Raw genomic sequence first — 20,731 nt, 5'->3', positions numbered from 1 at the left:
TGGAAGTGTCGATGATACAATGCCGCTGTCATCGCTGTTTTGTTTCGATTCGTGACAGCGGACAAACTGCCGCTTTCCAGGGATTATGCTGCGATGCGGTGACGTTCCATCGCAGGCCGCGAGGGGCGACCGCTTTGAGTCGTCTCGTGCCTCAGAGTATTCCCATCTGCACCACTTTCTTTTGATAGACAGACCATGAAACGCAGTGTCCCCGCTTTCTCTTTGATGACCTTCGTTGCGACGACCTTTGTCATGAATTGTTCCTCCAGTAGCAATCTGTCGGCACAGGATTCTGCGACATCGAGTGTTGAGTCTGCGTCACAGATTCAGGTGGAACCGGGCCAGCAGACTGAGAACTTTTTCGCCATTCCGGAGCCTGCCGAAGGTCGGCCGGACAAGCTTCCGTTTTTGCTTTACACCCCCAGCAACTACCAAGCAGGGCAGGAGGTTCCGATGCTGTTGTTCTTGCACGGGTTGGGCGAAAGCGGCGATGGGAACTTCAAACAACTTGCCGTGCACGGGCCACCCAAACGAGTCGCGAAAGAAGGAAAGGAGTTTCCGTTCGTGATTGTGTCACCTCAAAGTCCGAAGCCGGGCAAGGAACGCGCGGACGTGGTCGAGTCTTGGAAGGTTGATGAGCTGATGGCGTTGCTCAATCACGTGGAAGAACATCTTTCGATCGATACTTCTCGCGTTTATCTGTCCGGGTTGAGTATGGGCGGCTTTGGGACATGGCGTCTGGCAGCGACTCACCCTGAACGTTTTGCGGCGGCCATTCCGATTTGTGGTGGTGGCAAGACGGAGTGGGCGGACGAACTCGCGACGCTTCCAATTTGGGCGTTTCATGGTGGGAAGGACTCCGTCGTCGAGCTCAAAGAAAGCGAAGAGATGGTCGTCGCGATCCAGCGAGCCGGCGGGGACGTCAAGCTGACGATCTACCCAGAAGCAGGCCATGACAGCTGGACAGAGACGTATGCAAACCCTGAGGTCTACGCTTGGTTGTTGCGGCACCAAAACGAGAAGTGAACTGCTGCAGGTAAATGATTCGGCATGTTCCTTCAATCGCTGATGCAGAGATGCCCGCGACGCAGGTACGTGCTTGATTGAGAAAGTCATCTGGTCACGGGCGGTGGCTGATGACGAAAACGGTGTTTTGGTATAGTTCCGCCGAGCAACACGAGCGAACCCTGCCAAGCCGCAATCATCGTTTCCAACGCAACCAGGACGAAGTCACCCATGACGAACCGGCCTCTACGAAGCAACCCGGTGCAGGATGCCTGTTTGTTGATCCTCACGGCAATCGCGTTGACGGCGGCGGTGTATTGGTTGAGGTCCGTTTTGATTCCGTTTGTGGTGGCATTGTTCATCGTCAGCGGAATCACGCCGATTCTAGATTTTTTGCAGGCACGTCTGAATGTGAATCGCATCGTTGCGGCGGGCGTCACGTTCGCACTGGCGATCGGCGGAACGTTTCTGGTTGGGATGAGCATTTGGTTGTCGATGGCTCAGATGTCCGAAGAAGGCAAGCTGTACCGAATGCGGGTGTCAGAGATTGTTTCGAACGCGGAAGACTGGCTGCATGAAAACGTTGCCGAGCGTTTTGAAGCGAGCGAGGTGGGAGAACGATCCGAAGCTGCGGTCGCGGACTTGGTGGGGGAACCAGAAGCCACGGTCGTTCCCGTGGAGCGGCAGGAATCCGATGAGTTGCTGGCCAATGCGGCCGCGGATTTACGAGACCAGTTGGAAGCGTTTCTGCGAAACGCGGTGGCGAGCCTGTCGAGCGAACTGTTTCAGCTTGGGTCGACCAGCATTGTGATTTTGATCTACGTCTTCTTCCTGTTGCTTGGCAACCTGAGCGGATACGGCGAGAACACATTGGCGTATCAAGTCGATCGGCAGGTTCGATCGTACTTGTTTGTCAAAACGATGATCTCGCTGGCAACCGGCATCGTATTCGGGATGGCACTTTGGTTGTTTGGTGTGCCGATGGCGCTCACGTTTGGGTTGTTGGCATTCTTGCTGAACTACATTCCCAACATCGGCCCAATTTTGGCAAGCATTTTGCCGCTGCCTTTCATCTTGTTGCATCCCGATGGCAGTTTGCTTTGGATGATCAGTGCGATCGCGGTGACATGTTCGATTCAGGTCGCCAGCGGCAATTTGTTGGAACCAAAGCTGATGGGCAATTCGGCCGACTTGCATCCCGTGGTGATTCTGTTGGCACTGATGTTTTGGGGAACATTGTGGGGAATCACCGGCATGTTCTTGGCGACGCCGATCACGGCAGCAATCAAGATCGCACTGGACCGAATGGATGTGACTCGTCCGGTGGCACGCGTCATGGCAGGGCGGTTGGGACCAAGTGCCAACGAATCGATCCCGGCAAGCTGACACTAGGAAGCTTTACCGCGATCGATCTTCGATAGACGTTTTTCGCCGTCGTGACGTTGGCGGCGGTTAGTCGAACGCCAACCGGGGCAAACGCCGAATGGCCAATTGTTGTCATTCGGTATACGACTAAATCAACCGCCCGTTAGGTGTCAGATTTGCGAGCCATCCGTTCGGACAGCGTTCGGAAGACGACAAAGAACGTTGGGACGAGCAGCAGAGCGAAGATGGTGGCGGCAATCATGCCACCAACAACCGCGGTTCCAACGGCTTGGCGACTGGCGGCACCGGCACCGGTCGCGACCAGGAGCGGCAAGAAACCGAGGATCGACGAAAACGCCGTCATCAGGATGGCTCGGAATCGAAGCTTGGCCGCCGTGGTTGCTGCATCACGAGTTGATTTTCCCTCGGCGCGTTGTTCGCTGGCGAACTCCACAATCAGAATCGCATTCTTACTGGCCAAAGCAACCAGCAGCACAATCCCGATCTGAGTGTAGGTGTTGTTGTCGCTTCCACGCAGCGTCAGCGACAAGGCAACACCGAGAGCGGCCAGAGGCACGACCGCGATGACCGCAGCGGGGCTGGTCCAACTTTCGTACTGTGCCGCGAGAACCAGGAACACGAACAAGATTGCCAGACCGAAGATCATGTACTGACCACCGGAGGCTTGTTTCTCTTGGAAGGACATCCCCGTCCATTCATAGGAGAATGAAGCGGGCAAGGTTTGATCGGCGGTTTGTTCCATTAACTCGAGCGCGGTACCGGAGCTGACGCCCGGTGCTGCGGAACCGTTGACCGCGGCGCTGGGGTACATGTTGTATCGTCGTACAACGTCTGGTCCAAAGTGATCTCGCACCGTCACGATTGATCCGAGTGGGACCATGTTGCCGTTGCTGTCGCGCACATCGAGTTGCGTGATGTCCGAGGCGGATCGTCGAAACGGTGCTTCGGCTTGCGCGCGGACTTGATACGAACGGTTGTTGAGCGTGAAGTCGTTGATGTAGGACGAACCCAGCGATGCTTGCAAGGTAGCGAACACACTGCTCAGCGGAATGTTCATCGTCTTCGCTTTTTCTCGGTCGACATCCACATAGAGCTGAGGAACGGTGGCTCGGAAGGAACTGTTCAGAGCTGCCAAGCTGGATTGAGTGGAGGCGTTGGCGACGAGTTCCTCCGTCGCATTTTGCAACGGAAGGTAGCCATTGCTGCCGCGGTCCTGAACTTCCATTTGAAATCCGCCGGCCGTTCCCAATCCATCGATTGGTGGTGGAGCAAACGTGAACAGGATGGCACGTTGTTCCGACGCGAATTGTTTTTGCAGGTATTGCTGGATCGCGGTGACGCTTTCGGTTTTTGCATCGCGGTCTTCCCATGGTTTCAGGACCAGAACCGAGAACCCGACGTTGGGGCCACCACTTCCTCCGAGCAACGAGTAGCCGGTGACGGACAGCCAACCTCTGACTCCAGGGGTTTGTTCGAAGACCTGGTCCAAGTTTTTGACCACTTCATCGGTGCGTTCTTTGCTGGCTGCGTCAGGCAATTGAATGTTGACGAACAACACGCCTTGGTCTTCGTCTGGAACAAATCCGGTTGGCAACTGGGTGAGGATCCAGCCCGTCGCCATGACCAAGGCAATGGAAGCAATCGAAACAATCAACGTCAAACGGACCAGTCTCGCGACAGTGGCACCGTAGACGGCTGTGGTTCGATCAAAGGCTTGGTTGAACAGTCGGAATCCGATGAACTTCGTTTCGGTCGGTGGCCGAAGGAAGATCGCACATAGGGCGGGGCTGAGCGTCAACGCGTTGATCGTGCTGATGATCACCGAGGCTGAGATCGTCAATGCAAACTGACGAAACAATTCACCGGTGATGCCCGGCATGAATGCACACGGCACAAAGACGGCCAGCAACACGAGGGTCGTGGCGATCACGGGACCGGTGATCTCGGACATGGCTTTGACGGCGGCATCGCGGCTGGACAATCCATCGGCGATGTGTCGCGAGACGTTTTCGACGACCACGATGGCATCATCGACCACGATTCCAATGGCGAGCACGATGCCGAACAAGGACAACATGTTCAGGGAAAACCCGATGCCAGCCATGATGGCGAACGTGCCGATCAAAGACACCGGAATCGCAGCGACTGGAACGACCGTCGCTCGCCAGTCTTGCAAGAAGATGAAGATGACGAGCACGACCAACGCGATTGCCATCGCGAGCGTCTTGTAGACTTCGGTGATGGAGGCGGTGACGAATTCGGTCGCGTCGTAAGCGACTTGGTATTCCACATCATCCGGCCAGTTGGCCGCCGAAGACAATTCTTCCATTTTGATCCGGATCGCTTCTGCGGTTTCCAGAGCGTTGGCGCCGGGCAACTGGTAAATCGCGAGTGTCGCGGCGGCATCGCCGGTGAACGAACTGGAGTAGGTGTAGGCCTCGGCACCAAGTTCAATTCGAGCGAGATCGCCCAGACGCAGCACTTCGCCGTTGTCGCCTGTGCGAACGATGATGTTTTCGAATTGTTCGACGCTCGAGAAGCGACCTTGCGTGTTGACTGAAAATTGGAACGCGGTGCCAGAATCAGCGGGCGGAGCACCAATTTGTCCCGCCGCGACTTGGACGTTTTGTTCGGAGATTGCCGAAACCACGTCCTCGGTTGTCAACCCACGCTGCTTCAACAAACGGGGGTCCAACCAGACTCGCATGCTGTAATCGCCATCGCCAAATGACTGAACGTCACCGACGCCTTTGATGCGACTGATTTCGTCTCGAACATCCAGCGAGAAGTTGCTCAGAAACAATCCGTCGTGAGTTCCACCGGGCGATGTCAACGCGATGAACTGAAGCGTTTGTGTGGAACGCTTTTTGGTCGTGATGCCTTGTTGCCGAACTTCTTGAGGTAGGCTGGCTTCCGCACTGCCAACCAAGTTCTGGACCAGCACCGAAGCGATGTCCAGGTCCATTCCCAATTCGAAAGTGACCGTCAGGGTGTACAGGCCTTCGTTGGTGCTGGTCGATGACATGTAGATCATGCCTTCGACACCATTGACCGATTGCTCGATGGGAGCGGCAACGGTTTCGGCGACCGTTCGAGCGTTGGCACCGGGATAGACCGCGGTCACTTGGACCGTCGGCGGCGTGATCGGTGGGAACTTCTCGACCGGAAGTCCAAAGAACGAGACCGCTCCGGCGATCACGATCACGATGGAAATCACCGTGGCAAAGATCGGGCGGTAGATGAAAAACTTTGACATGGTTCAGTCCGCGGTGGATGAATCGGAGGCGGGTTCATCGTTGGTCGGATTGACCGTCGGTGCTGTTTCAGAATTGGATTCTGGTTCGGCGGATTCATCGTTGGGCCCAACCGCTGCTCGCAACATAGGGCTGTCTTTCGTGGACAATTCCGTTGGCTTGGGTGTGACGGTGCTGCCTGGTCGAGCACGTTGCAGCCCGTCCAAAACAAACGTGTCTGTGGCGGTGAGGCCTTCTTTGATCAGTGCCCAGCCATCGAGTGTTTGACCGATGGAGACCTTGCGTTGTTCGATTTGGTTTTCGGGACCGACCAACATCACATACGATCCCGTTTGATTGCGGACGATGGCTCGTTCAGGAATCAAAATGGCATTCGGAATTTCGCGAACGGGCAAACGGATGATCACAAACATGCCTGGCAGCAGTTTGCCGTCTTGGTTGTCGAAGTCGGCTCGCAAGCCGAACGTACCGGTCTTTTGATCGATGCCTCGTTGATCGACGTAGTCCAGTTTTCCTGACAACCATTGGTCGGTGTCACCGTCGCGTTGGAGATAGACAGGGATCTTGGACCAGTCCTCGGGTGAGTCTGCCGGTTCGTCGGTTTCCGGACGGGCTTCGACGAGTTCCAGCAATTTTCGATCACTGATGCTGAAGTTGGCGAAGATTTTTCTTTGGTCGACCACCGTCGCCAGCGTGCTGCCGACTTGAACGAGGTTGCCGAGTTTGATTTCAGTTTTGGAAACGCGGCCTTCGATCGGGGCACGAACCACGGTGTACTTCAGGTCCAATTCCGCTTGCGCCAGTTGAGCTTGAGCTTGAAGCAGCTTGGCTTTGTCGGCTTCGATATTGGCTTCGGCCGCCTTTTGCTGGGCCAACGCTGAATCACGACTTGCCAATGCCGCATCCAGAGTCGCTTGGGATCCCGCATTGGATGCTTCCAGGCGTCGTTCACGCTTCAAGTCGTTCTCGGCCTTTTGTACTTCGGCCAATGCCGCGGCCAATGCAGCTTCGCTCACCTGGATGCTTGCTTTGGAAGCCTCCACCGATGCTGCGGCGGCATTGCGGTTGGCTTCATAGGTATCCGGTTCGATCCGATAGAGTTCTTGGTCGACGCTTACGAGTTGCCCTGGTTCAAAGGAAAGCTTCTCGACGAAGCCTCCAACACGGGCACGAATGTCCGCCTGTTCCACCGCTTCGGTTTCGCCGTTTTCTTCGATGAAAATGGTGAGACTTTGTTGAACGGGACTTGCCGTTGTCACCTCCGGAGGCGGAGGAGCTTGGTATTCGTTGGAGGCAGGTGTGCAACCGAACGTCGCGAGCAAGCACAGGGCCAATGCGTTCAACGCGTTAGCGATGCAGGTATGCCGCCTCGGTTTCGCAAGCGTTGGACAAAGGCGGGCAAGTAGGAGTTTGTTCATGCGTCAAAAGGGGACAGCGTGATGAACCATTGGCAATGGAAAGTCCTGACGTGAGTCATGAACTTCCGGATGAAAATAGAAACCTTGCGAATCGAAGTGATCGACTCAGTGACGGGATCCGCGTAGCATCCTACACCAAGCGGATTGAACGTCCTACGCAGCAATTCCGAAGCGGGACAATCTGAACCAGGAATTCCTACTTCTTCCAATCCGTGGCTCGCTTTCCTTGATCCATTGATTCGCTGGCATGACCCTCCCACTCAAACTTGAATCGCATCGATGGTTGAGAGAACCTCGGCATGGCGAACTGTTGTTGGCTCTGGTTGCCTTGATCTTTATTCAATCATGCTTGTCCGCGGAGAATGTGGTCCATCGAGTAGTCATCAATGGATTCTTCTTTGTGGTCGTGCTTTCGGCGATTCGTTCGTTTTCCGGTTCCACCAAGCGGATGTGGGCGACTTTGTTGGTGGGAGTTTTGGCCTATGCGACTTCTTGGGCCAACGAAATCACCGGATTGATGGGTTTGGCAATCGCTAGCGATGTCTGTTTTGCACTGGTCTTTTTAACTCTCATCCACGCGGTCGGCGTAAACGTCTTTTGCGAAGGTCCGATCGACGCCAACCGAATCATCGGTGCCGTGTCGATCTACTTTCTGCTGGGGTTGCTGTGGGCGTTTCTCTATACGTTGGTCGAACTCATCGAACCGGGGGCATTTTCGTTTCCGGTGGTCGAATCGGATTCGCCGCAGAACACTCGCTTGATTAGTGAATTCATCTACTTCAGCAACGTGACGCTAACAACGCTTGGCTATGGCGACGTTGTGCCGCTGTCTCGGCCTGCCAAAATGATGGCTGTCATGCAAGCGATGATTGGGCAACTGTACGTGGCGATCGTGATCGCACGCATGATCGGAATGCAGGTGTCTCAGCGCCGCGAAAACGCGGAAGAGTGATCGGTCTTTGGCAACTGATCGAGCTTTTGTTGCGCTGCGCGGCGAGTTTGAGATTCAGCTTGATTGGTCGAGCGTGTTGTCTGATTTGAACTGAGTCGTCAGCACATACATTGTCCCGCCAACCATGAATGTGATTCCGGTCGCAATCAATTGCTTCGGATCGTTGATCGTCATGATGGCGGCGGAAAGGATCGTTGCGGCGACATAGAAAGCCGGGGCGACCAGCCAGTGTTTGGGTGCGGCTTTCGGATGATTGCGGATAGATGGCAAGAAGAGGCAACACACCGAGCAAGCCGCAGACAGCGACAACGTGAGTCCGAGATAGGACAACAATCCTTGCAAGTCGGAAATCAACACAAGCGTGATGGCCACCATCATTTGGACCACCGTCGCGGCAAAGGGAGCTTCGCCTCGGAACCGCATCCAAGCCGGCAGCATGCCATCGTCGGCCATTTTTGCGTACACACGTGGTGCTGCCATCATCATGCTGAGGACCGATGTCAGCAAACACAACGCGATCGTCCAGCGAACAAAGTGAGCGAAACCATTGCCACCCAGACTGGCGGCCGCGATTGCCGCCACATCCGGTTTGCCAATGATGCTTGCAGCGGAGGGTGCAAACACAAAGACGGCGTTGAGGCATAAATACAGCAACGTCGTTGCGATCGTGCCGAAGACCAGCGCTCGAGGCACCACACGTGTCGCGTCAATGACCTCATCGGCGACGTAAACCGCTGCGTTGAAACCTGAATAGCTCAATGAGATCCAAACCAGACTTCCAGCGAAGGCAACCCACCGCGACCATGAGGTGGTTTCAGCAGTCATTTGCGCTTCAGAATCGCGGACGATCAAATCGCCGCCGAACCACTGGTAGACCGCGAAGAGAAGGATCGTGGCCAGCAGAATCAGTTTGACGCTGACGGCGATGTTTTGTGTGGTGGCACCGACGCGAGGGTGCAAACCATGGAAGAAGCCCGCCAGGACGATTGCCATGATGGTCACGATACCGGCGGGCATCCATTCGGGACGCAAGTGTTCTGGCAATAGATAACCTTCCAGTGCCGTGGCCGCGAAAGCGATCGCGCCCGAAAAACCTGCGATCAGCGAAACCCATCCAGCGACGTATCCGAGCAAGGGGTGCGCGGCGCGCGAAAGAAATAGGTATTCGCCACCCGACTGTGGCATGACTCGGATCAGCATGGCGTAGCTGATCGCACCCGCGACGGCGATCACACCGCCGGCCAGCCACGCCCACAGGACTAGTTGGGGAGAACCCAGATCGGCCAGCGAATACCCAGAAGTCGTGAAAACGCCAGCGCCGATCATGTTGGCGATGACTAGAAACGCGAGGGTCCAGAATCCGTATTTGCCGCTCAAACGACTGCTTTCGAGAAAATATTCCGAGCTTGATTCGGTGCCGGCAGAAGCAGGGAAACAGATCGTCCGGGGCCGGTGGTCGCTAATGTAGTCCAATCGCCGGACGTCTTCACCGCCACACGTCGCAATCACGTTTGATTCCGGCAGTGACCCAAAAATCGAGGACCTAAAGAATCGGGCCCAGCGTCGCCAGCACGTTGTTCCACAGGCGACGGGGAAGCGACCACTCCGAAACCTGCTGGGCCGTGATCTCGTTGGAGTGATCGATGTAGACGCATTGTCTGGCGAAGACGTCGGCGGTCAGTTGCGAATCATGGAACAAAATGTTGTTTTCATAGTTCAGGTCAAAGCTGCGGCGGTCCATGTTGGCGGAACCGATCAAGGTGACTTCGTCGTCCAGCGTGACAGACTTGGTGTGCAACAGCCCGCCGGTGTATTCGTGTATTCGAACCCCGGCTTCGAGCAATCCTGCGTAGTAGCTTCGGCTGGCTCCCCCAACAATTCGTGAATCATTGTTGGCGGGCAGAATGATTGTTGTTTCAACACCTCGCCACGCCGCTGCGCAGAGAGCTTGTTGCATGGATTCGTTGGGCACGTAGTACGGCGTGGAAATGGTCAGTTTGCGTCTCGCCGTGTGGAACAAGGTTTCGAAGACCTCGGGCATCGCAGAATCGCGAACAGTCGGTCCCGTTCCAATGACCTGAGCCGCAAAACCAGGCCCGGTATTTGGAAGCGGTCGGTCCAGCAAATCGGTCAGATCGTCATCGGTACCGGCCATCCAATCAGCGACAAAGAGTTCTTGGTTCTGACGGACCACCGGTCCTTCGAAACGAATCACGGCGTCGACCCAAGGAGCGTACTTGGGTTTGACGCGGAATTCGGGATCGGCACAGTTTTGGCTTCCGCAGTATGTGACCGTTCCATCGATCACCAGGATCTTTCGGTGATTGCGAAGATCGATGCGTCCGCGAAGTGCACGTAGCATCAGGTTGCCAATCGGCAGAGCTCGTGAAAGGTGAACGCCAGCTTCTTGCATCTCTTTCCAATGAGCCGATCGAATGATCGTCCGCGAACCCAAGTCATCCGCCATTGCTCGGCAAGTGACGCCTCGCTTCGCCGCTCGTTTGAGCGCTTCGACCATCTTCAATCCGTTGTTGTCGGGCAACCAGATGTAGAAGAGCAGATGCACATGATCGGTTGCTCGATCGATATCTGCGACCATGGAGTCGACCGCGGAGTTGGAATCTTGCATCAACGTTCCGGAGTTGCCGCCGATCGCTTCGAATCCATTGATCGATTCACCCATTCGGAACAAATGTTGATATCGAATTGGAACGTTGGCCAATGCGTTCCGAGATTCCTCCGGATTGATCTCTGGCATCGCAGGCAAGCGTTTGATCACTTGCTTCATGCGTTCCATCCGGCGTCGACCGATGTTGGTTTCGCCGAACAACACATACAGCAGCACGCCCAGAAACGGCACGGCAGCGATGATGGTGACCCAAGCAACACGCGACGCCGGTTCGCGGTGCGGTCGCGTCATCACGCGAATGATCGTGATCGCTTCGATGGTGACGTGCGCGACCAACCCGATCGAAACCGCATCGATATGAATTTGAAAGTATTGTCCGAGATCGATCATTCAGTCAGTTCTTGTTTCGCGAAAGAGCGTTGTGGTCGGACGGTGCCTGTTCACGCGTGAGCTATTTCGTGCATCAGGACTTCGGTTTGGCTCCGGCAGTTTGGGATATTATGGTTGCATTCAAGATGTAGCAATGCGTGCGAGCGTTGAAGTTTCTGGTTGGAGCAATCTTGTGCCGGCATCAGTGTATGTGGCGGAAACAGAAGGCGGCGGAAACAGATCGGCTCGCGAATGCTCAGGGCTGCTCAATCGACATGAACTCAAATAGGGGACAGCGGATGATTGGAAAGTTATTGCGTGGTGCCGGCATTCTGTGCATTCCAGCTTTGTGGAGCGTGTCGATTTGCAACGCAGAGACACCCACGTTGGATCGAACGGTTGTTTCGCTTGAGAATCACGAAGCGGCAATCCCGCTTGCAACGCAGGATAGGGCCGCTGGAGACAAACTGGCTGAGATCAAAGCGAAGCACGGGAAGCGGCCGAACATCCTGTGGTTGGTGGTCGACGACATGGGATACGGGGATCCAGGATGCTATGGCGGAGGTGCCGCGATTGGTGCGGCGACACCAAACATCGACCGGTTGGCTGGCGAGGGATTGAGGCTGACGAGTTGTTATTCCCAGCAGACCTGCACTCCAACTCGTTCGGCGATCCTGACCGGCCGTTTGCCAGTCCGGACGGGGCTGACTCGACCGATTTTGGCCGGAGACAAATTGACTCGAAATCCTTGGGAAGACGAGATTAGTCTTCCGAAACTGTTGAGTGACGCCGGTTACTACACATTGTTGACCGGGAAGTGGCATGTTGGTGAGCCGGTTGGCATGCGTCCACACGATATCGGTTTCGATGAGTACTACGGGTACTATCCTGCTCAGAAAGAGATCTCTCAGCGGTTCGACGAGCGACGCTTTCCTGATTTGGTCAACAACCCCGAACGATCGCGAGCCTTTGAGGCGATTGCGCCCGACAACCATTTAACACATGGTTTCAAAGACGGACGAACCGAGGAACTGAAACAGATTCAGTCGATTGAAGACATGGGGCGTGCCGAGAAAGTGCTGGCCGATTTCACTATCCAACGGATCAAGGAATTAGCAAAAGAGGACAAGCCGTTCTTCTTGGAGCACTGCTTCTTGAAGGTTCACTGCGATAACTTTCCGAACCCAGACTTGGGATCATTGAGCGCGGCGAAATACTACTACAAAGAAGCAGTTGCGGAGGTGGACCTGCACGTTGGCGACATCATGGCCGCGTTGAAAGAAGCCGGTGTCCTGGAAAATACGTTCGTGTTCTTTACCAGTGACAACGGGCCACAAATGGACGGGTGGCCTGATGCAGGGTACACGCCGTTTCGTGGCGCCAAAGGAACGACTTTTGAAGGAGGCGTTCGTGTCCCCGGGATCGCGTATTGGAAAGGTGTCATTTCCGGTGGGCGACAAAGTGACGGTTTGTTTGATCTGCTGGATTTGTTTGGCGTATCGCTGAAGCTGGCAGACATCCCGACCAGCGATCTTCCGACGGATCGTTACTACGACTACATCGATCAAACATCTTTTCTGCTGCAAGACGATGGGCAATCCAAACGTGAAACAGTGTATTTCTGGTGGGGGAAAGAGCTGATGTCTTGTCGCATGCGTGAATACAAAGTGCATGTCAAAGCGGTGCTGCCAGAATCGACTCACATGCACATCGACTATTCAACGTTGGTCGACGTCGGTTTGGCGCCTTGGCTGTTCAATCTCTACATTGATCCCAAGGAGCAGTCGCCTGTGGGACACCGACGCAATGCGTGGCTCGCAACGGTTCTCGGAAAGCTGAAGGCTCACGGGGCAACTTTCAAAAAGTATCCCGCCAAAGAAGTTGGACTTTGAGAAGCACCTGAAAACGCTCAGCGGCAAGAGTTTGCCAGTTTCATTGAAGGTGGCTGACGAGTCTCACGTCGATACGCCGATGCTGGGCAAACCACGCTCGGAAATTCGCGTCCAACTTTGCAGGGCAACTGCAACGAAAAAGCCGACCGACTAACCAGTTTGAGTCTGGAGTCGATCGGCTTTGGTGACGTCTGAAGAGTTTTGTTTGTTGCTTAGAACTGCATTTTGTATTTCTGAGTCATGTCGCGACGCATGGCGGCGGTCAGTTTGTCGATCTGATTGAGTGCCTCGCGGTAATTCCCGTAGGCGTTTCCCTGGGCGATGGCGCTGGTGACACGTTGATAGTCGGTGGTGCTATTGGTGTTGTAGTACCCGTAGCCATCATTGTAGTAGCCGGTGTCGAGGCTCTGGCTGGCTTTGACTTTTCCGGCGTCGATGTTGGTTTGACGAACCGTCAATGCGTTTCCGCGAAGAAGTTCGGCCACGTTGGTTCCGTACTGAATCATGTCGGGATCGACATTGAGCGTTCCAAGTTCATCGATTTGTCGAGCACGTTGATCGCTCCACTTTGCCATCGCTCCGGCAGTCTGTGATTTGTGGTCACGTGTGTGCTCGATGATCGAGTTGACTTCATCGAAGTAGTGTTTGGATTCGTAGGCAACGCGTTGCTCTTCGCTTTGTTCTGACAAGCTGGCTCGTGCGGCGGCCTGTTGAGCTTGGCTTTGCAGGCTGAAAATTCCCATCAAACCACTGAGACTGGATTGAGTGACGGGACCTTTGAGCGAAAGAGAATTCCCGTCGACCGATACTTCCCATTGTTTGACTTCCGGAGCGTCGGTTCCGTTGCGCTGAAGGATTTCGGCCAGCAATTCGGGAGCGATCAACTTCAGCGACGAAGGCGATTTTGAAAATTCAAATTTCGCAATGCATTCGTTGAGGCTGCGTCGGCCAACGATGATGCTGCAACCTTCGATCGATGCCAAAGTGCCGGCAACGGATTCAGGCGAGTTGGATTTCAGTGACTTGAGTCCTTCGAGGCGCGTCTTCAGTGGGATAGGCGATAGGACATTGTTCAAGTCGATCGCCAACATGAACGACAGATACGACTCCGGTTGCTTTGCATGGGCGCTCAAGAACGGCGTGTATTTCACGTCGATGACAGGAGTCAACCATCCTGCCAACAACGATCGGTCGGTTGGACGGAGGATGCCCAAACGTTCCGGGTGGTCTTCACCGGGAACGAAGTAGGTTTGATTGGGAGCATGAACGACATCGTGGTTGACGACATTGTCGACATAGCCACCCAAGCGATCGGCCAATTTCTTCGCATCGACCGGTTGATTGAGAACGGCGTAACCGGCTTCCCATTTGGGACGCAAGGATCCAATGTCGAGGTCGGCCAAAAACCAGACTTCGCTCACTGCTGAAGCGGCGGCTGGTGAGAAGCCAGCGTCCTTCATCAGTTTGTTCAGTGCAGGAACGTTGACGTAACCGATTGCGTTGCCGGGAGCAGGCGATCGATCAAGCAGCAGTTCGATCTTGGCTTTTTCTTCAGCCTGAATAACTGATGAAGAAATCGAGAAAAGAAGAGCAAGGGCCACCGCAGGGCCCGACTTCAACAGCGTTCGCATGGTTTCGGCTCGGTACGTTCAAGGATGTGGATCAAAAGTGTCGATCCGCGGAGCGATTAGAAGAGATAGTTCATCCAACTGTTCGCACGGATAAGAAACATGATAGGAATTCCGGCAATTTGGACGTCGCCAGTATAGACAGCGGCTTGCTCGCGTGCACCGCCGGGCAGCGGGTGCCAATCAATGTCGCTCAGCTAGATTCAGACCGCGAAATGCGTCGGTTTTTCATCCGTCCGATCCGTTGGGACCATGCCACCGGCGACCAATTGCCCCATGTTGGAGACATGGATCGAATTGAGCACTCGCCCGGCGAAAATCTTGTCAGGGTGAGCGTCTGTGTCTGGTTCTAAATGAACGGCGTTACAGGGCGGTGTTTGGATCACGGGACCTGCGTTTGGGACGACTGACATTCCGGGGTGGACTAACCGGGTAGTTACATAGCCATGCGCAAAGAATCTGAAGGGGATCGCGATTTTTGGTCGAGTGGCACAAATAGCTATCGATGAAGAATGACGCTGATTGCCAGGCGTCAGATTCGGAAGAATCGTTTAAGTTTCGCATCGTCGATGCCGAGAAAGACAATGAGTCGAGATCGGCTGCGCAGTGATTCTGCGGCGATAGGTGCGTCCAGTCGTGACTCGGGAAAACGGATCATCGCCATTGAGTGCCGGTTGATGGCTGGTCAGTGTGAGGAACTCATACCAATCGAAGACGCATGAGTTTCAATTGCATTGCACGAACAACCATTGAGCTTGCCTGCGGGCGATGGCTCTTTCTTTTGATCGGTGCGGGACTGCTCGTGTCACCGCTCAACGCGGAGGATAGCCTCGCGTCGCTGTTGCGGTTGGCGGAGCAGGATCCAATCGAAGATCCGGTATTGTTGACGCAGTTCACCGAATTCAGCGAAAGCTTGGACGCGATCGAATCACCTGTCACAGAAGTTCTGCAGGAATTGGACGAAGGATCGCTGCAGCGTTCGGTTCGCCAGTCCTTTACGTCGGAGTCGTTTGACCGATCGCGTGGCGAGCAACAACAAAACAACTTCACCGCGTTCCCTGATTTCGACCGCGGGATTGTTGTGTTTGGTGAAGAGGCCGCTTTGAAGATCGGCGGATTTGTTAAAGCGGATTTTATTTCAGACTTTGATCCGATCGACTCGGTGGATTCGTTTGACACCAGTGAGATCCCCGTCGGTGCCGCGGACCGAAAGAATGCTCGCTTCCACGCACGCTCATCGCGATTGAGTTTCGATACTCGATGGAAAGTCCAGCAAGAGGTTGTTCGAGCCTTTGTGGAAGCGGACTTTTTTGGCGGCGAAGATGGGAGCAATGGTTCGCTGAGATTGCGTCACGCCTACGGAACGATGGGCTACTTTACCGCCGGGCAAACGTGGACCACGTTCACGCATCCATCGGCCGTTCCACAAACGTTGGATTTCGAAGGTGCGGTCTCGAACGTGAACCGACGGCAAGGGCTTGTGCGATTGGATCTGCCGCTGGGAGATTCAGGATGGTCTTGGGCGGTTTCACTGGAAGACCCACGGATTGAAATTGATATCCCGATCGGTATCACGGGTGAGGGACGCACCGAAACGCCCGATGTGATCACGCATGTGAAATTGGAACGAGACCGCAGCGATTTTCAGGCGGCGTTTGTGATTCGCGAATTAGGCTTTCAGCCGGTCGGGGATCCAGTGCTGACGGATACCGCTTGGGGATTGAACTTCACCGGATCGGCCAAGTTCTTGGAAGACACGCGGGTGTATTCTCAAATCACATTTGGAGAAGGGATCGGCAGCTATCGAGGATCACCCGATGTGGTATCCACCGGCCCGAACACCGCAGAGATCTTGCCAATGTTTGGATGGATGATCGGGCTGAAGCACGTCTGGAACGATCGCCTAACTTCCAACCTGACGTATAGCGAACTGACCCTCGATCCGATTGCAGGTCAGGCGGCACCAACCTGCGTTCAACCAACTATTTGGCGTGAACCTGATTCACAATCCGATCGACCGCGTGTTCATCGGGATTGAGTATCTGTAACGGAAAACGAGAGAACCAAAATAGCGACCAAGCCGATGCGACTCGGTTGCAAATGACGTTTGGTTTCTATCTGCCCTGACGACTCAAAGAGTGGCGGGGCGATCCAAGTCGTGCCTGATTCAGTAGCTGACTTTCCGGACACCGATCATGTAGTAGCCCGGGTAGTTTGGCAGAACCATTTGAGACGCGGTCAAGCTATCACGAGCGGTCACCATGACGCTGGTCGGCCGACCATAGACGCCTGCGTTGGGGGCGATCTGGACTTCCCAAATGGATGTCAGTCCGGTGCGCGCGGCGGCCATGTTGAACTTGAGGACTTCCAACTGTTGTCGTTGTTGCTCTTGCGCCATCGTTTGCTGGTAGTGCGATGCTTCGGAACGCATCATCAAATCTTCACGGGCACGAGCGTCTTCGTCGGAGTGGTACTTTTGCCAGTTCTCCCAGCCGGCTTGAAGAACGTCGAGATCCTTCTCGCTGAACATGAAGAATGGAACCGCGATTTGGTCACCCGATGGTAACTCCATCAACACACCTTCCAACGGGTACGTCTTGGGTTGGCCGGCGAAGAGCGACACAAATTTGTTGAGGTCGGACTCTTTTTCCAAAGGCGTTTTTTCAAGAACGCTGAGGACACGCAGGATGAGTTTCTGGTGCAGCGGATCAAAGGTTGAGAAGGCTTTGCCGTTGATGGTCACAGCGCCCAGTTTGCGATCCAGCGTGTAATCCTTCTTTCCGTAGGCGAGAATCTTCGCACGGATCTTCAGGCCATCGCGAGAGGTCCAGGTGTGCATCTCGAGGTCGTCGGATTCTCGTTCCGAATCGCCCTTGGTCTGTTTTTTGACGAATTCGCGATCTTCCTCAGAGAGGTCTTTCAATTCGACCGCGGCCAAACGACCTGAACCGCGACGCTTCAAAATCGCCGTGGTGTCATTGGATCCGATCAGTTCACCTTCCAATTTGTATGCGCCGTTCGCACTGGTCCAAGTGCGAGGCTTGGCAGTCGCGAACGAGGCGGTCGAGAGGATGGCGGCAATGAGTAAAAAGTGTCGAAGCATGATGTTGTCTCATTGTTTGGTTGAAAAAGAATCAGTTTTCGTCGTTCGATGCATCGCCAGATTCGTCATCGGATGAGTCGGCCGACTCGTCCGAATCCTCGGGGCTGGGCAATCGCACGAGCATGTAGGTGTCTTGTGTTTTGGTTCCAAAGTGAACCAAAACGGACGCTTCATCCTGGGTCAAATTGTAGAGACCTGTTTCAGCGACAACATTTTCGCTCTCGCCGATTCGCATGGCGACTCGTTGGGTCTCCTTGTCGACTCGTCCTTGGATGGCCTGAGTCTCATCCGTTTTCTGGTTGTAGAGCGTTCCGGAGATGATCCCTTCTTTGTTGACCGCGAGTTGGATCACTCGGTCGGGATCAACATCGTCGGCGTCCGTTGTCAACGCGAAGGTTCCCAAGGGCAGCCATTCGGATTGTTCAGCGGACTCTTCGTCTGCGGGTGCTTCGACGGTCGCGAGGGTGGCGGCTGTTTGTGCGAACTCTTCCGTGGTCGCCACTTCTTCGCCACCGATGTAAACGCGATTGTCTTGATAGGTCACGTTGCCTTCGCTGCCATAGTCGTAGTAGACCGGTTGCGAGAGCGTCGTCGAAGATGCGGTCGGTGTGAACCAGTTGGTCACCATGGGGTAAGTCGGTGTGCTCCACCAATATGTGTATGGGTAATACCGATACGAATAGAAGTAGTGCCAACCACAGAATCGGAATGGGTGTCGTACCCACCAATTCGGTCCAAAACCATGGTAGTGCCAACCTCGGCGAACTTGATTGCCCCATCGATGGAAATGATCAAATCGATGTGGTGGAATGGTGGGCCAATTGCTGACGTTGGCCATTCGGTTTTGCCAACGATTGTTGATCTGGTTGACTCGATTGTTATCGAGGTTCGCCCAGCCAACTTTGTTGTTGATGATGTTGTTGTTGCCGATGTTCACATCGCCGATGTTGATGTTCGGGCGACGGTCCGGTGGCAATCGATCACCGGGGTTGGGACGCTGGTCGAGACCGGGACGTGTTCCAGATCCAGGACGATCGGCGAAGGAGGGACGGTCACCACCGCCTGGGCGATCTCCGATTCCAGGTCGGTTGCCATTGCCAGGCCGATCACCCGCACCGGGACGATCGGGTGTGCCCGGTCGATTCGGTCGTTCCGGGCGATCGGATAAGTTCGGACGTTCGTTACCGCCGGGACGCAGTGGACCATCGATTCCCAGGAAGTTGCCAACGTCGCCGGCGGATGGACGGCCCGCGGGAAGTTTCCCAAAGTCGGGCATCCCGGGGCGATTGCTACCACCGGGACGATCTCCGCCGGGCAGGTTGGGCCGACTGTTTCCTGGGCGGTCGATGTTCGGTCGGTCGATACTTGGGCGATCGGAACCAGGGCGATCGGATCCGGGACGGTTGCCGGGCAGGGTGCTTGGTCGATCGGGACGATTGGACTGGTTGCCGCCCGGACGCGTGACTCCGGGTTGGTTCAATCCGGGGCGAGAGATATCCGGACGCGAGGTGCCTGGAAGCGACGTGCCTGGACGAGACGGGCGTGTGCCAGTGCTGGGGATGCTTGGCCGACTGGTGCTGGGCAATCCGGTGCTGGGACGGCTCGTTCCCGGACGATTTGTATTGAAGTTGGGTGCGCTGACGTTCGGACGGCTGAAGTTGTTGCCGCCGACATGTGGCATGCTGGTCTGAGGTCGGTTGACGGGCATGCGGTTGCCGCCCATGTTTCCGCGATTGAAGTTCGCACTTCCACCCATGCTCGGACGAGCTCCGCCCATGCTGGGGCGCGCCCCTCCGCCGCCGCTAAACGAACGGCCACCTCCACCGCCGCCTCGTCCACCACCGCGTCCGCCAAATCCACCCGCATCGAGTGATGGCTGGGCCATGGTGATGATCGACAAAGCGATGCAAACCGACACCCAACGCAGAGGCTGCGTTTGATTGATCAAAAGATTCATTGGTTGGCTCCCGATGGGGTCGCGGTGTTGGTCGAAGGTTCGAAGGTCGATGAGGTGTCTGTTTGACGAGTCAGCGTGACAGCTTTGCCGTTGGGAAGTGGTTGACCATTGACGACACGCGAGATGATTCGAACGGTCATCGTATTTTGATCGATCGGTCGAACAATGCACGTCGCGGTTGCCTGTCCACCGTCGGCGAGAGTTTGGGTCATCTCCATTCGCCAGTGATCCTCTTCGCCCACCCAGTGACCACTGCCAAAGCTGCCGTCGGCAAAGTAGGTCCATGATTTCACGAGATTGGATCGAGGGTCATAGCCAATCATTTCGTAGCCGATGGGTTCAGCATTCGATCCCATTTGAAACGTGCGTCGCAGGAAACGATTCCCGGGAAGGAATTCAATGCGGCTGTTCAGTCCATCCTCGGCGTCCTCTTTCCATGTCCCCACCAGCCAGCTGAGTGACTCGATCGGGCTGGCAGATTCAGCCGAATCTATCGCTCGTTCGGTAATCGATTGGATCGTCCATTCGTCGGATGCTTTTGCCAATGCGATTTCAAACGAGGAGACTTCGTCGGGGGCATCTTCGGATGTCAGCGTTGTCGTGCCGCGAACGGTCGCTTGATCGGGAGCGGTCTGCTTGATGTCCTCGACGCTCGCACTGAGTTTGAGTGTTGGTTCGGCCTCGACAGCGGTTCGAATCAAATCAATCAATTCGTTGGCCGACTGTGCCGTTCGCCCTGACGTTTCGTCTTGATAGTGAACGTCTGACGCGAGGAACTGGCCGAGTGAATCCAATTTGCGGTCATTGAACGCATCGGCGTACTGTTTCAGCCGTTCGCGGACTGGCGATGCCAAGGGTAATTCGGCAACGGTCGGTTGGCTGTCTTGTGCCACGAGGCCGGGGGCGGTGGATCCGAAAATCGCCGCCGTGAGGCATGCACCGAGCAGCAGTGTGGGGCCTGAATTCATTTGTGAGTGTTCCAGCCGGCAGTAGAGAAGAGAGGTTCAATCGAGGCAATTGCTGCCGATGATCGTCCTCTAATCTTAGAGAGTCGAGTCGCGAATTTCTCCTGCCGAAGACCAGATAATCCGCAGAACTTGAACTTCCAGTGTAATTTCCGAAGCATTGTTTTTGTGCA

14 protein-coding genes are annotated in these 20,731 nt (G+C 55.1%); 5 read left to right on the top strand and 9 right to left on the bottom strand.

Features of this window, described 5'->3' with window-relative positions; genetic code table 11:
* The first annotated feature begins 195 nt into the window (after positions 1–195).
* Together RE6C_RS28540 and RE6C_RS28530 are read left to right on the top strand one after the other, a co-directional pair.
* On the top strand, positions 196–1,026 hold the full coding sequence (locus tag RE6C_RS28540; RefSeq protein WP_008662399.1) for a carboxylesterase family protein: 831 nt from the start codon (positions 196–198) through the stop codon (positions 1,024–1,026).
* 210 nt (positions 1,027–1,236) lie between these two features.
* Positions 1,237–2,391, top strand: coding sequence for an AI-2E family transporter (locus RE6C_RS28530; RefSeq protein WP_081605786.1), 1,155 nt, complete (start codon positions 1,237–1,239; stop codon positions 2,389–2,391).
* A 142-nt stretch (positions 2,392–2,533) separates the two neighbouring features.
* Here RE6C_RS28530 and RE6C_RS28525 read toward each other — a convergent pair whose 3' ends face one another.
* Complete coding sequence (locus RE6C_RS28525; protein WP_008662395.1) at positions 2,534–5,647, bottom strand: efflux RND transporter permease subunit; 3,114 nt, start codon at positions 5,645–5,647, stop codon at positions 2,534–2,536.
* Positions 5,648–5,650: 3 nt separating this feature from the next.
* Complete coding sequence (locus RE6C_RS28520) at positions 5,651–6,988, bottom strand: efflux RND transporter periplasmic adaptor subunit (RefSeq protein WP_008662394.1); 1,338 nt, start codon at positions 6,986–6,988, stop codon at positions 5,651–5,653.
* A gap of 322 nt (positions 6,989–7,310) precedes the next feature.
* Between RE6C_RS28520 and RE6C_RS28510 the strand changes: the two genes are divergently transcribed.
* Positions 7,311–8,015 carry a potassium channel family protein gene (locus RE6C_RS28510; RefSeq protein ID WP_039963746.1) on the top strand — a complete coding sequence of 235 codons (705 nt, stop codon included), beginning with the start codon at positions 7,311–7,313 and terminating at the stop codon, positions 8,013–8,015.
* A 54-nt stretch (positions 8,016–8,069) separates the two neighbouring features.
* Here the strand turns inward: RE6C_RS28510 and RE6C_RS28505 are convergent, their stop codons facing one another.
* Together RE6C_RS28505 and cls are read right to left on the bottom strand one after the other, a co-directional pair.
* Positions 8,070–9,524 (bottom strand): APC family permease, encoded by a 1,455-nt coding sequence (locus RE6C_RS28505; protein WP_008662390.1) that lies wholly within the window; start codon positions 9,522–9,524, stop codon positions 8,070–8,072.
* Between the two features lie 34 nt (positions 9,525–9,558).
* Positions 9,559–11,034: a cardiolipin synthase gene (gene cls, locus RE6C_RS28500; RefSeq protein WP_008662388.1), complete on the bottom strand. Its 1,476-nt coding sequence runs from the start codon at positions 11,032–11,034 to the stop codon at positions 9,559–9,561.
* Between the two features lie 278 nt (positions 11,035–11,312).
* On the opposite strand from cls, the gene RE6C_RS28495 reads away from it, so the two are divergent.
* Complete coding sequence (locus tag RE6C_RS28495; protein WP_008662384.1) at positions 11,313–12,905, top strand: arylsulfatase; 1,593 nt, start codon at positions 11,313–11,315, stop codon at positions 12,903–12,905.
* 212 nt (positions 12,906–13,117) lie between these two features.
* Here the strand turns inward: RE6C_RS28495 and RE6C_RS28490 are convergent, their stop codons facing one another.
* Positions 13,118–14,536, bottom strand: coding sequence for a hypothetical protein (locus RE6C_RS28490; protein ID WP_008662381.1), 1,419 nt, complete (start codon positions 14,534–14,536; stop codon positions 13,118–13,120).
* A 200-nt stretch (positions 14,537–14,736) separates the two neighbouring features.
* A complete protein-coding gene (locus RE6C_RS32000) occupies positions 14,737–14,946 on the bottom strand; it encodes a hypothetical protein (protein ID WP_008662380.1) in 210 nt (69 codons plus the stop codon).
* A gap of 305 nt (positions 14,947–15,251) precedes the next feature.
* Between RE6C_RS32000 and RE6C_RS28485 the strand changes: the two genes are divergently transcribed.
* Positions 15,252–16,571: a DcaP family trimeric outer membrane transporter gene (locus RE6C_RS28485; RefSeq protein WP_008662376.1), complete on the top strand. Its 1,320-nt coding sequence runs from the start codon at positions 15,252–15,254 to the stop codon at positions 16,569–16,571.
* Positions 16,572–16,700: 129 nt separating this feature from the next.
* Here RE6C_RS28485 and RE6C_RS28480 read toward each other — a convergent pair whose 3' ends face one another.
* From RE6C_RS28480 to RE6C_RS28470, 3 genes are read right to left on the bottom strand one after another with little or no spacing between them, the layout of a single operon-like run.
* Entirely contained in the window at positions 16,701–17,636 is a 936-nt protein-coding gene (locus RE6C_RS28480) for an SHD1 domain-containing protein (protein WP_008662375.1), read from the bottom strand.
* A 31-nt stretch (positions 17,637–17,667) separates the two neighbouring features.
* The gene (locus tag RE6C_RS28475) at positions 17,668–19,593 is read right to left on the bottom strand and encodes a mu-protocadherin-cell-suface protein (protein WP_008662374.1); all 1,926 of its coding nucleotides are present in this window, start codon (positions 19,591–19,593) and stop codon (positions 17,668–17,670) included.
* A complete protein-coding gene (locus RE6C_RS28470) occupies positions 19,590–20,561 on the bottom strand; it encodes a nuclear transport factor 2 family protein (protein ID WP_008662373.1) in 972 nt (323 codons plus the stop codon). Before RE6C_RS28470 ends, RE6C_RS28475 begins: the two co-directional genes overlap by 4 nt.
* Positions 20,562–20,731 lie beyond the last annotated feature (170 nt).

The sequence above is a fragment of the Rhodopirellula europaea 6C genome (genome assembly GCF_000338295.1).
Classification (GTDB): Bacteria; Planctomycetota; Planctomycetia; order Pirellulales; family Pirellulaceae; genus Rhodopirellula; species Rhodopirellula europaea.
The sequence above is the reverse complement of the archived record's forward strand: the minus strand, read 5'-3'. Positions and strand labels throughout refer to the sequence as shown.

What these genes read in the sequence shown, in the direction of transcription:
- RE6C_RS28495 (WP_008662384.1), top strand. Translation starts at nt 11,313, where the DNA reads ATGATTGGAAAGTTATTGCGTGGTGCCGGCATTCTGTGCATTCCAGCT.
- cls (WP_008662388.1), bottom strand. Translation starts at nt 11,034, where the DNA reads ATGATCGATCTCGGACAATACTTTCAAATTCATATCGATGCGGTTTCG.
- RE6C_RS28510 (WP_039963746.1), top strand. Translation starts at nt 7,311, where the DNA reads ATGACCCTCCCACTCAAACTTGAATCGCATCGATGGTTGAGAGAACCT.
- RE6C_RS28475 (WP_008662374.1), bottom strand. Translation starts at nt 19,593, where the DNA reads ATGAATCTTTTGATCAATCAAACGCAGCCTCTGCGTTGGGTGTCGGTT.
- RE6C_RS28530 (WP_081605786.1), top strand. Translation starts at nt 1,237, where the DNA reads ATGACGAACCGGCCTCTACGAAGCAACCCGGTGCAGGATGCCTGTTTG.
- RE6C_RS28490 (WP_008662381.1), bottom strand. Translation starts at nt 14,536, where the DNA reads ATGCGAACGCTGTTGAAGTCGGGCCCTGCGGTGGCCCTTGCTCTTCTT.
- RE6C_RS28525 (WP_008662395.1), bottom strand. Translation starts at nt 5,647, where the DNA reads ATGTCAAAGTTTTTCATCTACCGCCCGATCTTTGCCACGGTGATTTCC.
- RE6C_RS32000 (WP_008662380.1), bottom strand. Translation starts at nt 14,946, where the DNA reads ATGTCAGTCGTCCCAAACGCAGGTCCCGTGATCCAAACACCGCCCTGT.
- RE6C_RS28480 (WP_008662375.1), bottom strand. Translation starts at nt 17,636, where the DNA reads ATGCTTCGACACTTTTTACTCATTGCCGCCATCCTCTCGACCGCCTCG.
- RE6C_RS28540 (WP_008662399.1), top strand. Translation starts at nt 196, where the DNA reads ATGAAACGCAGTGTCCCCGCTTTCTCTTTGATGACCTTCGTTGCGACG.
- RE6C_RS28470 (WP_008662373.1), bottom strand. Translation starts at nt 20,561, where the DNA reads ATGAATTCAGGCCCCACACTGCTGCTCGGTGCATGCCTCACGGCGGCG.
- RE6C_RS28485 (WP_008662376.1), top strand. Translation starts at nt 15,252, where the DNA reads ATGAGTTTCAATTGCATTGCACGAACAACCATTGAGCTTGCCTGCGGG.